Origin of the sequence: Allobosea sp. BE125 (assembly GCF_031456075.1) — a bacterium.
Taxonomy (GTDB): Bacteria; Pseudomonadota; Alphaproteobacteria; order Rhizobiales; family Beijerinckiaceae; genus Allobosea.
Map to the genome: position 1 here is coordinate 55,823 of NZ_JAVDTY010000015.1, position 13,385 is coordinate 69,207.

The 13,385-nt window shown below is 65.8% G+C and carries 13 protein-coding genes; 8 read left to right on the top strand and 5 right to left on the bottom strand.

Annotated features, from left to right (window positions below):
- Positions 1-13: 13 nt before the first annotated feature.
- The 4 genes from J2Y55_RS26635 to J2Y55_RS26650 form a co-directional block, all read right to left on the bottom strand.
- Complete coding sequence (locus J2Y55_RS26635; protein WP_310159473.1) at positions 14-814, bottom strand: ABC transporter permease; 801 nt, start codon at positions 812-814, stop codon at positions 14-16.
- Positions 811-1,677, bottom strand: coding sequence for an ABC transporter permease (locus J2Y55_RS26640; protein WP_310159477.1), 867 nt, complete (start codon positions 1,675-1,677; stop codon positions 811-813). The genes J2Y55_RS26635 and J2Y55_RS26640 overlap by 4 nt, the downstream gene beginning before the upstream one ends.
- Positions 1,674-2,717 (bottom strand): ABC transporter ATP-binding protein, encoded by a 1,044-nt coding sequence (locus J2Y55_RS26645; RefSeq protein WP_310159480.1) that lies wholly within the window; start codon positions 2,715-2,717, stop codon positions 1,674-1,676. Before J2Y55_RS26645 ends, J2Y55_RS26640 begins: the two co-directional genes overlap by 4 nt.
- A gap of 142 nt (positions 2,718-2,859) precedes the next feature.
- A complete protein-coding gene (locus tag J2Y55_RS26650) occupies positions 2,860-3,897 on the bottom strand; it encodes an ABC transporter substrate-binding protein (protein WP_404979047.1) in 1,038 nt (345 codons plus the stop codon).
- A gap of 122 nt (positions 3,898-4,019) precedes the next feature.
- Between J2Y55_RS26650 and J2Y55_RS26655 the strand changes: the two genes are divergently transcribed.
- Positions 4,020-4,964, top strand: a complete 945-nt coding sequence (locus tag J2Y55_RS26655; RefSeq protein ID WP_310159483.1) for a LysR substrate-binding domain-containing protein — start codon at positions 4,020-4,022, stop codon at positions 4,962-4,964.
- Positions 4,965-4,996: 32 nt separating this feature from the next.
- Here J2Y55_RS26655 and J2Y55_RS26660 read toward each other — a convergent pair whose 3' ends face one another.
- Positions 4,997-5,893, bottom strand: coding sequence for a LysR substrate-binding domain-containing protein (locus J2Y55_RS26660; protein ID WP_310159486.1), 897 nt, complete (start codon positions 5,891-5,893; stop codon positions 4,997-4,999).
- 83 nt (positions 5,894-5,976) lie between these two features.
- On the opposite strand from J2Y55_RS26660, the gene J2Y55_RS26665 reads away from it, so the two are divergent.
- From J2Y55_RS26665 to J2Y55_RS26695, 7 genes are all read left to right on the top strand, one after another.
- Entirely contained in the window at positions 5,977-7,206 is a 1,230-nt protein-coding gene (locus tag J2Y55_RS26665; protein ID WP_310159489.1) for a PLP-dependent lyase/thiolase, read from the top strand.
- Positions 7,207-7,274: 68 nt separating this feature from the next.
- A complete protein-coding gene (locus J2Y55_RS26670) occupies positions 7,275-8,096 on the top strand; it encodes a transporter substrate-binding domain-containing protein (RefSeq protein ID WP_310159492.1) in 822 nt (273 codons plus the stop codon).
- Between the two features lie 189 nt (positions 8,097-8,285).
- Positions 8,286-8,948, top strand: coding sequence for an amino acid ABC transporter permease (locus J2Y55_RS26675; RefSeq protein WP_310159495.1), 663 nt, complete (start codon positions 8,286-8,288; stop codon positions 8,946-8,948).
- Positions 8,949-8,958: 10 nt separating this feature from the next.
- Positions 8,959-9,675: an amino acid ABC transporter permease gene (locus J2Y55_RS26680; protein WP_310159499.1), complete on the top strand. Its 717-nt coding sequence runs from the start codon at positions 8,959-8,961 to the stop codon at positions 9,673-9,675.
- Between the two features lie 61 nt (positions 9,676-9,736).
- Positions 9,737-11,236: an argininosuccinate lyase gene (argH, locus tag J2Y55_RS26685; protein ID WP_310159502.1), complete on the top strand. Its 1,500-nt coding sequence runs from the start codon at positions 9,737-9,739 to the stop codon at positions 11,234-11,236.
- Positions 11,233-12,000: an amino acid ABC transporter ATP-binding protein gene (locus J2Y55_RS26690; protein WP_310159503.1), complete on the top strand. Its 768-nt coding sequence runs from the start codon at positions 11,233-11,235 to the stop codon at positions 11,998-12,000. Before argH ends, J2Y55_RS26690 begins: the two co-directional genes overlap by 4 nt.
- Entirely contained in the window at positions 11,993-13,312 is a 1,320-nt protein-coding gene (locus J2Y55_RS26695) for an NAD(P)/FAD-dependent oxidoreductase (protein WP_310159505.1), read from the top strand. Before J2Y55_RS26690 ends, J2Y55_RS26695 begins: the two co-directional genes overlap by 8 nt.
- Positions 13,313-13,385 lie beyond the last annotated feature (73 nt).

Here is a 13,385-nt window from a genome sequence, read left to right on the forward strand (position 1 = left end):
ACGACACGCTGCTTCAGCCTTTTCCGGTTCCGACGAACAGCCGGTCGAGCCCGAAAAGCCGGTCCAGCGCGATCAGGAGACCGGCGGTAAGGGCAATCAGGCAGGTCGAGACGGCTGCGATGAGAGGATCGATATTGTCCTGGATGTAGAGGAACATCCGGACCGGCAAGGTCACGGTCGCGGGCGAGGCGATGAAGACGGTCATCGTCACCTCGTCGAAGGAGTTGATCGCAGCCAGCAGCCAGCCCGAGACCACGCCGGGCAGGATCAAGGGCAGCGTCACCCGACGGAACACCGTGGCATGGCCGGCGCCGAGCGAGATCGCCGCATGCTCGATGCGCTGGTCGATGCCGTAGGAGGCGGCCAGCACGAGCCGGAGCGCGAAGGGCAGCACCACGATGATGTGGCTCAGCACCAGGCCGAGGAAGGTGCCGGACAGCCCGATCTGCGTGAAGAAGCGCAGGAAGGCGATGCCGAGCACGACATGGGGCACCATCAAGGGCGACATGAACAGCGTGGTCAGAGCCTCGCGCCCGGGAAAGCGGTGGCGAGCGATGGCGAGCGCGGCGGGCACGGCGAGCATGATCGCGACCGTCGAGGACAGGGCCGCGAGCCAGAGCGAGTCGCGGAAGGCGCGGATGAATTCGGGATAGTCGAAGATCGCCTTGAACCAGCGCAGGCTCGGGCCGCGCGTCGGCAGCGAGAGATAGCCCTCCGGCGTGAAGGCGACGACGCAGACGATCAGCAGCGGCGCCAGCATGAAGATGACGAAGAGCGCGTGGAAGCAGAGCGCGAGCGGGCCATTGCGTCTCATTCGAACACCTGTGCGTAGCGGCGTTCGATCAGCCGGTTGGAGCCGACGGTGATGGCGACGAGGGCTGCGAGCAGCAGCACGGCGACGGCCGCGCCGAGCGGCCAGTTCAGCGTGTTCAGGAACTCGTCATAGGCGAGCGTGGAGGCGACCTTGAGTCGCCTTCCGCCAATGATCGCGGGCGAGGCGAAGGCGCTTGCCGCCAGCGCGAAGACGATGATGCCGCCAGACAGCATGCCGGGCACGATCTGCGGCAGGATCACGCGACGCCAGATCGTCAGCCTGTTTGCTCCGAGCGAGAGCGCGGCGTTCTCGATCTGCGGGTCGAGCCGCTGCAGCGAGGCCCAGACGGCGAGGATCATGAAAGGGATGAGGACATGGATCAACGCCACGACCACGCCCGTTTCGGTGAACATGAATTCGAGTGGAGCGCGGATCAGCCCCGCCGCAATCAGTCCCTGGTTGACGAGGCCGGTCGAGCCCAAGAGCAGCGCCCAGCCGAGCGTGCGCGCCACGACCGAGACCAGGAGCGGCCCGATGATGGCGAGCAGGCAAATGCCGCGCCAGGCGGGCGACATGCGGTTGAGGATATAGGCCTCCGGCACGCCGATCAGCATGCAAAACAGTGTCACCAGCACGGCAATCCGGAAGGTGCGCAGGAAGATCTCGAAGAAATAGGAATCGGTGAAGATCTCGTGGAAGTTCTTCAGCGTGAACTCCGGCACGATGCCCTTGTACTGGCCCCAATCGTAGAAGGAGAGCAGCACGGTCATCACTAGCGGAATGACGACCAGGCCGAGGAAGACGAGCAGGGCCGGTCCCGTCAGCCAATAGGGTGTGGCGCGTTGCGAGAGGGCGCGACTCATCGCGCATCCCCCGTCGCAAGCAGCGCGGCGTCCGCCGCTGCGAAGCTCAGCCTCACGGCCTCGCCCTCGGCCGGGACGGGGTGGCCGTCATTATGGCGCATCAGGATGAGCGGGCCGGCGGCGCTGTCGGCCGTCAGCAGCCAATGCGCGCCCTGGAAGACGCGGCTCGTCACGCGCGCCTCGAAGCCTGGCGTACCTGCCGCAGCCAGGCTGAGTCGCTCCGGCCGGACCGCGAGCTGGACTGGGCCTGGGCCCGCGCCTGCGATCGGCAGGGAGAAGGCGCCGATGCTGACCGCACCGCTGCCATCGCCCGTGCCGCGCAGTACGTTGGTCTTGCCGAGGAAGCTTGCAACGAAGGCGCTGGCGGGCTTGCCATAGACGGCGTCGGGCGCTCCGATCTGCTCGACGCGGCCCTGGTTCATCAGCACGATCCGGTCCGACAGCGCCATCGCCTCGTGCTGGTCATGGGTGACGAGGATCGTCGTCGTACCGATCGAGCGCTGGATCTGGCGCAACTCGCTCTGCATCTCCTCGCGCAGCTTGGCGTCGAGATTGGAGAGGGGCTCGTCGAGCAGGAGCAGGGCCGGCTTGATCACCAGAGCGCGGGCAAGCGCGACGCGCTGCTGCTGCCCGCCCGACATGCGCCTCGGATAGCGCTCGGCGAAGCCCTTCAGCCCGACCAGCGCCATCGCCTCCAGCGTGCGCGTCTCGCGCTCGGCCTTGCCGATCCCGCGCATCTCGAGCCCGAAGGCGATATTCTCAGCCACTGTCATATGCGGGAACAGCGCATAGCTCTGGAAGACGATGCCCAACCCACGCTTATTGGGCGGCACGGCGACGAGATCGCTGCCATCGAGCAGGATGCGGCCCCGGTCGACGGGCACGAAGCCGGCGATCATCTGCAAGGTCGTGGTCTTGCCGCAGCCGGAGGGGCCGAGCAGCGAGACGAACTCTCCACGCTCGACCGAAAGGTCGAGCCCTTCGACGGCGACGGCGCTGCCGTAGGACTTGCCCAGCCCTTCGAGAACGAGATGCGACATGTGTTTTGAATCGCTTTTGCTTGAGCGCGGGCGTCATGGTCGGGCTTGCCCCGAGCATCTCATGCGGTTTGGGCGAATGCCCAGGTCACGAGATTCTCGGGTCGCCGCTGCGCGCGGCGCCCGAGAATGACGGCTTTATGGCTTACCGCTCAACCTCGCGGTTCCAGCGCTTGGTCCATTCCTCGCGCTTGGCGTTGGCGATGTCCCAGTCGACCGCCTTGAGCTTCTTCACGTCCTCGCCATAGGGCAGGCCCTTCTGCTCCTCGGTCGTCAGCGTCACCGTGGTGTTGGCCGGGCCGAAGCCGGCTCCGGTCGCCATCACCTTCTGGATCGGCGGCGAGAGCATGAACTGGATGAACGCATTGGCCTCGGCTGCGTTCTTGGAGCCGTCGATCGGGCAGGCGGCAACGCCGAGCGCATAGCCGCCTTCCTTGGGATAGACGAACTCGACGGGGAAGCCGGTGTCGGCGAAGGCCTTGACGCGGCCCGAACCCCAGACGCCGAGCACAGCCTGCCCGTTCTGGAAGAGTTCGGTCATCTTCGCCGGCGAAGGCTCATAGGCGACGATGTTGGGGTTGATCTCGTCCTTGAAGGCCTTGAAGCCGGACTCGATATTGCTCTCGCCGCCGCCGCCGAGCTGCGCGAAGGCGATGAGGGCGTGCAGGCCGTAGGTGTTGTTGATCGGCGGGACCACGATCTTCTTGCCGTAGGTCTTGGCCTTGAGGTCGTTCCAGGAGGTCGGAGCCGGCCACTTGTTCTCGTCGAAGACCTTCTTGTTGTAGAACAGGCCAGTGCCGACGAGGCCGAGCCCCACGCCCTTGTTCGACTTGAACTTCATCACCGGCGCGACGTCCTTGTAGACGGGGCCGTCGGTCAGCGTGCCGCAAAAGCCGAGCGCCACAGCCTGATAGGCCGGGCCGTCATCGACGATGGCGACGTCGATCTGCTGGTTGCCCTTCTGGGCCTGCAGCTTGGCCAGCGTGTCCGTGGAGTTGCCGGCGACGTATTCGATCTTGACGTTGGCCTGCTTCTCGAAGGCCGGAATGACCTCCTTGCGCATCGTCTGCTCATAGGAGCCGCCATAGCCGGCGACGAACAACGTCTTCTGCTGCGCCATGGCCGCTCCGGCCGTGCCGAGCGCCGTCGTGGTCATCAACAGTCCTACCCAAGCGAATTTCATAGACCCCTCCTCATTTTTTGAGTGATGGCGGGAGGGTCTGCGACAGTTTCGACTTGGTCAAATCGAATGATTCGTTCAATCCATGCCGAAATGTTATGGTTTGCGGAGAGCAAGGTCACCACATGCTAAATCCGCGCCAGATCGAGGCTTTCCGCACCGTGATCGTCACCGGCGGCGTGACCGCGGCGTCGCGCGCGCTGCACATCACTCAGCCGGCGGTGACGCGACTGATCCATGATCTGCAATATGCGCTTGGCCTGCGCCTGTTCGAGCGGCGCGGCACGCGCCTGGTCCCGACCAATGAGGCGCTTTCGCTTTATCGCGAGGTCGAGCGCCAGTTCGTCGGCCTGGAGCGCATCGAGAGTGCGGCGAAGAATCTGCGCGAAGGCCGCTCCGGGCGGCTGCGGATCGCGGCGCTGCCGACCTTCAATGTCGGATTCCTGCAGCATATCGTCGGCGCTTTCCTCAAGGAAAAGTCCGAGATCGAGCTCGCTATCTACGGCAGCATTTCGTCGCAGGTTGTCGAGTGGGTCGCGAGCGGTTTCTGCGATGTCGGCTTCGCACAGGGGCCGCTCGACTTCCCCAATATCGACGTCGAATGGCTGCCGCTGGTGCAGAGCGTGGCGGTCATTCCGGCGGGGCACAGGCTGGCGGCGAAGGCTGTGCTGGGGCCGCTGGACTTCGTCGACGAGCCTTTCGTCTCGCTCGAACAATCCACACAGACGCGCTACCGGATCGACGCGATATTCGCGAGCGCGGGTGTGACCCGTTTGACGCGGGTCGAGACGCCTCTGTCGATGATCGCGTGTTCGCTGGTGGCGGCTGGCGCTGGGCTCTCGATCGTCGATCCGTTCACCGCGGCCGAGTACGATGGGCGCGGTATCGTCGTGCGCCCTTTCGCGCCGGCGTTGAAATACGATATCGGCGTGGTCTGGGCGACCGGGCGCTTGCGCTCGGCGCTGGCGCTGGAACTCGCCGACAAGGTCCGCGCGGCGATCGCCGAGCTCGCGCGCGATGCCGATGCCGGTTTTGCGAGCCTGCCGCCCTCGAATTCACCCGCCTCCTGATCTGGTACGCTCTGCGCCATGCCGCGCGTTGGTCATTCCGCCGGTTCGTATTGCCGCAACTCGTCGCGGACGATCTGCAGGAAGCCGTCGACGAGGACATTGGCTTCGTGATGCGTCGGAAACAGCGCATTGCCCTCGAAAACGATCGCGGGCTTGAACGGGCGGAATGTGATCCCCGTATGCCGATAATCGTCGGCGACGATCGGGTTGACGATGCCGATACCGAGGCCCTGCCCGACAAGCGCGCAGATCGTCGCCCCGAAGGGCGATTCCAGCGCGAGCTGGCGCTTGACGCCCAGCCGCTCGAAGACGCGGTCGACGCGCGCCCGGGCGCCGTCCTCCAGCGCCAGCGAGATGAAGGATTCTCCCTCCAGATCCTCGGGGACGATGACCTCGCGGCTCGCCAGCCTATGTCCCGGCGGCAGCGCGCAATAGCCCGGCAGACTGTAGAGATGGCGGACCTCGATCGAGGGCGAACCGACGATATTGGCGACGAAGCCGATGTCGCAATAATGCGAGGACGACCAGCGCGTCACCGTCGCTTCGCTGCGCATCTGCAGCGAGATCGTCACATTCGGATAACGCTCCTTGAAGATGCGGATGCAGCGCGGCACGAAGCCCAGCGCCACCGCCGGCATGGCCGCGATACGCAGGCGCCCGGTGCCGAAGAAGCGGATGTCCTTGGCGGCTTGCGCCAGGTTTTCCAGGCCGAGGAAGCTGCGCTCGACCTCGCGATAGAAGGTCAGCCCCTCGTCGGTCGGCGTCAGGCGGCCGGCTTTGCGTTCGAACAGCCGCAACTCGATCGAGGCTTCGAGTTCGGCGATCAAACGGCTGATGCTGGGCTGTGAGGTGTGCAGCTCCTGCGCGGCCGCCGTCATCGAGCCGCGCAGCATGATGAGGCGGAAAGCCTCGACTTGCCTCAGATTCATGCAAAACCCCATATCAAAAATGAATAGCAACCCGAGAAAATGAGATTTGACCAGATGGGGAGGGACCTCAATACTTTTTACCCATGGTCATGCCCTCAGCCCAAGCCTTGGCCCCAGTCCGCAATCCGCGTTTGACCGGCCTCGCCTGTCTGCGCTGCGATCTGGTTTTGCCGGTCGCGACGCATGAGGGCGGTTGTCCACGCTGCGCGCGCGACGGCCATGCCTCCAATCTGCGCCTGGTCTATGCGCGGGATGGAGAGGCGCAGGCGACAAAGATCGCGCTGCCATTTCCCGAGGCGCTTTCACTGGGCGAGGGCGGAACACCCTTGGTCGAGGTCCCGGAGCTTGCCGCGGCTGTCGGCATCGGCCGGCTGTCGCTGAAGCTCGAATGGTGCAACCCGACCGGCTCGCACAAGGACCGGATGAGCGCGCAATTGCTGGCGCGGGCGCAGGATCGCGGCGCGCGGCTGGTCGTCGCCGCGTCCAGCGGCAATGGCGGCTTGTCGGTGGCGGCTTACGCGGCGCGCGCCGGCCTCGCCGCCGAGATCGCGGCGACGGATGATTTGCCGGCCTCCTATCGCCGGGCGATCAACGCCCATGGCGCCGGCATCGTGACCTTCGCCGACAGCCTGGAGCGCTGGCGCCATCTCGCCATCCGCGTGGCGGAAGGGGCGTTCGCCGCGACCAATTATCATCTGCCGGCTGTTGGAACCGACCCGTTCGGGATCGAGGGATACAAGACGGTCGCCGCCGAGATCGCCGCCTCCGCCATGCCCGATCTCGTCGTCGTGCCCTGCTCGCGCGGCGATCTTTTGTCGGGCCTGTCGCTCGGCTTCGCGGAGATCGGGCGCGGCATGCCGAGGCTGGTGGCGGCCGAGCCCTTCCCGCGGCTTTCGCGCGTGATGGCGGGTGAGGATTATCGCGGCGACTTTGCCGGCGCGACCGCGCAATTCTCGATCGCCGGCAGCACCGTCACCTGGCAGGCCGTCCAGGCCTTGCGGGGCAGCAGCGGCTGCGCTGTCCCGGTCGGCGACGATGCCGCGTGCGCGGCTGGCGCAAGACTTAGCGCAATCGGCTTCCACGCCGAGCTGTCGGCGGCGGCGGCTCTCGCTGCGCTCGTCGAACTGGCGCGGGATGGCTCGCTTGGCGGGCGCCACGCCGTGCTGATCCTGACCGGATCGGGCTTCAGGGATTTGACTGAGATGGCGGATGAAGAGGCGGGCCTCCGCGATGCGGATGGCGCGGCGGGCCGGGCTCAGTCGGAACGGAATCAACAACAGGCCAAATGGCCCGATCAGAGGGATAACGGATGACCATGACGCAGTTTCAGACTTGGACACAATTTCAGAGCCGGACGCAGTCTCACGGCAGGCGCCTGCCGGTGCTTTCGACGCTCGCGGCGCTTGCCGCGACCGCCTTGTCCGCGGGGCTCGCGAGCGCGCAGACCCTGCCGCCGCTGCCCGCGGCGATCAAGGCCGCAGGCCTTCTCAAGGCCGGCGTGCGCTGCGACCAGCCGCCCTATGGCTACAAGGACGAGACGGGCAAGTTCGCCGGCGTCGAGACCGACATGGCGATCCAGATCGCCGCCTGGGCCTTCGGCTCGCCCGACAAGATCGAATTGACCTGCGTGACCGCGGAGAACCGTATCCCGCAGCTTTCCGGCAAGAAGGTCGATCTGCTGATCGCAACGCTCGGCGTCACGCCCGAGCGCGCCCGCGTCATCGATTTCTCGAAGCCCTATCGCTGGGGTGGCAGCGACATGCTGGTCGCCAAGGACAGCCCGATCAAGAAGCTCGACGATGTCGCCGGCAAGATCGTGATCATGCTGAAGGGCTCGACCCAGGCGAAATGGTTCGAGGACAACATGCCGAAGGTCGACAACCTCAGGCTCAACACGGCTTCAGACGCGTTGCAGTCGCTGAAGCAGGGGCGCGGCGACGCCTATACCCATGACGCCGCAACGCTGATCGTGATCGCGGCGAAGGACCCGACCCTGCGCCTCGTCGGGGAGCCCTTCGCGATTTCCGATGCCGCCGTCGGCGTGCGCAAGAACGAGGCGGAATGGCTTGCCTATGTCGATGCGTCGCTCGACCGCATGAAGGCCGAGGGCCTCTACGCGAAATGGGTCGACAAGTGGATCCCGGCCGATATCCGGCCCTTCTACACCGAGGCCTTCGAGAAGCCGAAGCCGACCGCGCGTTAGAGCATTGCGCGAAAAAGTGGGTACCGGTTTTTCGCGTGAGCAATGCTCTCAACTTTTAGAATCGATCACGTCGCATTCGGACGGCAACGTCCGAATGCGACGTGATCTAGGCCGCGATCGCCGGGGCGGCGACGCCGCTCCGGCCTTTTCTTCCGGCCTTCGCTTTGTCGCGCAGGGGATATCCGCAAGATGGAATTCGACCTTGCCTATCTGATGGCGCAAGGGCCGGCGCTGATGCGCGGCCTGTGGCTGACCGTGCAGGTCAGCGCGATCTCCATCGTGCTCTCGATCGCCATCGGATTGATGGGCGCGGCAGTCCGGGTGCTGAAGCTGCCGGTGCTGGACAAGCTCGTCATCGGTTATGTCGAATTCATCCGCAACACGCCGCTGCTCGCCCAGCTCTTCTTTATCTTCTACGGGCTGCCGTCGATCGGCCTCAAGCTCTCGCTGTTCTGGTCGGGCGTGCTGAGCCTGACGCTCTGGGCCGGCGCCTATCAGGTCGAGAACATCCGCGGCGGGCTTGAGACGGTTGCGAAAGGCCTGCGCGAGGCAGCCTTCTCGCTGGGCCTCACGCCCTGGCGCTTCTTCCGCCTGATCGCGGCGCCGATGGCGATCCGGGTCGGCCTGCCCTCGATGCTCAACACCTCGATCTCGCTGTTGAAGAACTCGTCCTATCTCCAGGCGATCGGCCTGGCCGAGCTGACCTATGTCGCGATCGACCGGATCTCGATGGATTTCCGCACGATCGAGATGTTCGTCGCGATCTGCGTGATCTATCTCGCGCTCGTCCTGGTGCTTTCCGTCTTCGCCAACCGCCTCGAGAACCGGCTGAACAAGCCGTTCCGGGTTTGAGGAGAGGGCCATGACACTCCTTTTCAAGAACCTGCCCTTCATCCTCCAGGGCATCGGCATGACGCTGGCGCTGGCGCTGGCGACGCTGCTGATCTCGACCGTGATCGCCTTCATCCTGGGCATCCTGGCGACCCTGCGCTTCCGTTGGCTGCGCTGGCTGGTCAAGGCCTATGTTGAATTGTTCCGCGACATCCCTTTGATCGTGAACATCTTCTTCGTCTTCTTCGTCGCGCCGCTGTTCGGCATGGAGCTGTCGCCTTTCGCGGCCGTCACTGTCGGCCTCTCGCTCTGGGGCAGCGCCAACGGCACCGAGATCGTGCGCGCCGGCTTCGCCTCGGTGCCCAGGCATCAGTGGCAGAGTGCAGCCGCGCTCGGGCTGAAGCCCTGGGAGGTCTATCTCTTCATCACCGGCCCGCAGGCGCTGCGCTCGATCCTGCCGCCCTTCGTCGGCCTGCTGACTTTGCTCGTGCAGGCGACCTCGCTCGGCGCCCTCGTCGGCGTCAGCGAGTTCTTCAAGGTCGGCCAGATCATCGTCGAGCGCACCACGATGATGGAGGGCTGGAACCCGGCCTTCACCGTCTATGGCGCGGTGCTGCTGATCTATTTCGTCATCTGCTCCGCGCTGACCTGGTTCGGCCGCTGGCTCGAACGCCGGTTGAAGAACGATCAGCGCAGGCCCGTCTCGGCGGGTCCGCTGCTCGTCAAGCCGCTGACGCAGCTGCCCTGACTTTTTCCGCACAGCAAGACGACACCTGCCGCACAACAAGACAACGCCCGAGGATATCGCCATGGAATCGAAAGTCAGCCGCCGCTTGACCGAGACGGTCGCGCAGGAAGTCTGCGACCATATCTACGGGCCGCGCCTCGCCCGCGATTTCCGCGCCGTCTTCGGCTACATGACCGATCTCAACCAGGCCCATGTGCTGATGCTGGCGCGCTGCGGGCTGATCTCGCCTGATGCCGCCAAGGCGCTGGCGGCCGGCCTGCTGCGCATGGAGGAGGAGGGGCCCGAGGTCGTCGAGCTCGATCCGCAGCGCGAGGATTCCTACTTCAACTACGAAGCCCATCTGATCAAGCTGATCGGCACGGATGCGGGCGGGCGCATGCATATCGCCCGCAGCCGCAACGACCTCACCGCCGCGCTCGACCGGCTGCGCGCCCGCGATCTCCTGCTCGACGCCGGGCAGGCGCTGCTCCAGGTCGAGGAGCATGCGCTCGACGGCGCCTTCCGCTTCCGCGATGCGGTGATGCCGGGCTACACCCATCTGCAGCCGGCCCAGCCCGTGACCTATGGCTTCTACCTCGCCGGCGTGGCGCAATCCTTCGAGCGCGATTTCGGCCGGCTCGCCGATGCCTGGGCGCGCACCAATATCAGCCCGCTCGGCGCTGGCGCGCTTGCCGGCACGACCTTCGCCATCGACCGGCATGCGGTCGCCGCCACGCTCGGTTTCGAAGGGCTGATCGAGAACACGCTCGATGCGGTGGCGACCCGCGATTTCGGTCTCGAGATCCTGGCCGACCTCTCGCAGATCGCGATCGGCTGGAGCCGCGTCGCGCAGGACTATCATGTGCTGGTCTCGCATGAGTTCCAGACGATCGAGTTCCCCGATCGCGTCACCGGTACCTCCAGCATCATGCCGCAGAAGAAGAACCCGGTCGTGCTGGAGCACCTCAAGGGCAAGGCAGGCCATCTGCTCGGGCTCTATGTCGCCTCCGCCACGGCGGTGAAGGGCACGCATTTCACCAACACCATCGACGGCAACCGCGAGGGCATGCGCGGCGTCTGGGAGGCGGGCGAGGAAGCTCTGCGCTGCCTTGCCCTGTTCGACCTGATCATCGCCACCGGCCGGCCCAATGCCGCCCTGATGAAGCGCCGCGTCACCGAGGATTTCGCCTCGGCGACGGACCTTGCCGATGTGCTGGTGCGCGACGCCGATCTCTCCTTCCGCGAGGCGCATCACATCGTCGGCGCGGTCGTGCGCGCGGCGATGGATCGCGGGCTCGCGGCTGACGGGATTACGACTGAAATGGTCGATGACGCGGCCCGCGACCAGCTCGGCCGGCCGCTCGGCCTGTCGCCGGAGCTCGTGCGCGTCAGTCTCGACCCGACCGCAAGCGTCGCGGCCCGCACCCTGCCGGGCGGTCCGGCGCCCGAGGCCGTCGCGCGTTCGGTCGAGGCGGCCCAGGCGCGGCTGGAGACGCGCCGCGCCGATCTCGCCGGCAAGCGCAGCCGCTTGCAGCAGGCGCGCGAGGCCCTGAAGCGCGACATGCGCCAGCTCGCCTCATGAGCCATGCCAGCCCGCTGATCTCGCTGAAAGGCATCGGCAAGCGTTTCGGCTCCCATGCCGCGCTGCAGGGTATCGATCTCGATGTCGCGGCCGGCAGCGTCGTCGTGCTGATCGGTCCGAGCGGCTCGGGCAAGAGCACGCTGATCCGCTGCATCAACGGGCTGGTGCGGCCCGATGAGGGCTCGCTGACGGTCGCCGGCCGTGCGATCGACATTCACAATGAGGGCGCCTGGCAGGCGTTGCGCACACAGATCGGCATGGTTTTCCAGGACTATGCGCTGTTTCCGCACCTCACCGTGATGCGCAACATGACGCTGACGCCGCAACGTCGTCGCAAAGTGTCGCGCGCGGTCGCTGAGGAGGAGGCGCGCAAGCTGCTCGCTTGCGTCGGCCTCGCCCACAAGGCTGACGACTATCCATCCGCGCTCTCCGGTGGGCAGCAGCAGCGCATCGCCATCGTCAGGGCGCTCGCCATGCAGCCCAAGGCGATCCTGTTCGACGAGCCGACCTCGGCGCTCGACCCCGAGACCATCACCAGCGTGCTCGACGTGATGCGCGATCTCGCCCGCGAGGGCACCACCATGGTCGTCGTCACCCATGAGATGGGCTTTGCCCGCGAGGTCGCCGACCGCGTCGTCTTCATGGCCGATGGCCGCATCGTCGAGCAGGGGCCGCCCGCCGAATTCTTCGCCAATCCACGGCATGAGCGCACGCGCGCCTTCCTGTCCAACATCAGATCCTTCGGGGAGGCGAACCATGCCTGACCAGACCAGCGTGCTGGCGCCGAACTTCACCACCGATCCCTATTGGTGGGATGCGGCTCCGCCCGAGGCGGCGCGCGATCCCCTGCCGACGCGGACGGACGTGCTTGTCGTCGGCTCCGGTTATTGCGGGCTTTCGGCCGCAGCCGAGCTCGCGCGCAACGGCGTCGACGTGACCGTGGTCGATGCCGAGGAGCTTGGGGCGGGTGCCTCGACCCGCTCCGGCGGCATGGTCTCCAGCGGCCAGAAGCTCGTCATCGGCGGCGCGATCAAGGGCGTCGACGCGGCCCGAATGGAGCGGCTGCTGGAGGATTCGCTAGCCTCCTACGATCATCTCAAGACATTGATCCGCGAGCAGGGGCTCGATGCCGATCTCGCCGTGCTCGGACGCTATTTCGGTGCGCATGTGCCCAGCCATTACGATCGCCTGCGCAGGCAGGGCGAACTCCTGGCGAAACACACCGGCGTGACCGTCCACGACATCCCTAGGGCCCGTCAGCACGAGATCACCGCAACGGATTTCTACCATGGCGGCATCGTCATCGACGACTATGGCGGGCTTCATCCGGCGAAATACCACCGCGCGCTGCGCCACCTCGCCGCCGCCAATGGCGCGACCCTGCGTTCGCACGCGCCGGTGCTGAAGGTCGGCCCGGCGGAGGGCGGTTTCCATATGGTCGAGACCGGTCGCGGCATGATCCGCGCCCGCAACGTCTTTTTCGGTACGAATGGCTACACCGACAAGGCGCAACCCTATCTGCAACGCCGCATCGTGCCGGTGCGCAGCTACCAGATCGCGACCGAGCCGTTGCCGCCCGGACTGATGGACGAGATCAATCCCGGCCGGCGCATGATCACCGACAGCAAGCGCGAGTTGATCTATAGCCGCCCCTCGCCGGACGGCACGCGCATCCTCTTCGGCAGCCGGCCGGGCATGTTCAGCATGGCGGAGCGCGAGGCCGCGCCTAGGCTCCATGCGATGATGCTGAAGGTCTGGCCGCAGCTCGCCGATTACAAGGTCACGCATTGCTGGAGTGGCAAGGTCGGCATGACCGCCGACAAGATCGCCCATATGGGCCGCCGCGACGGTGTCGATTTCGCCATCGGATGCAACGGCAATGGCGTCGCGCTGATGAGCTATCTCGGCCATCAATCGGCGCTGAAGCTGCTGGGCCGGCAGAACCGGGCCTGCGCCTTCGATGATCCGGCTTTCCCGGTGGTGCCGCTCTACAACGGCACGCCCTGGTTCCTGCCGATCGTCAGCGGCTGGTATCATCTGCAGGACGCGATCGACCGGCGCATGGCGCGGTTTTAGAGCATTTCCGCGTTTCTCCGAATCGCGGACATGGTCTACCTCCTTGTTTTATCGCATTTTCTTCACGCGAACC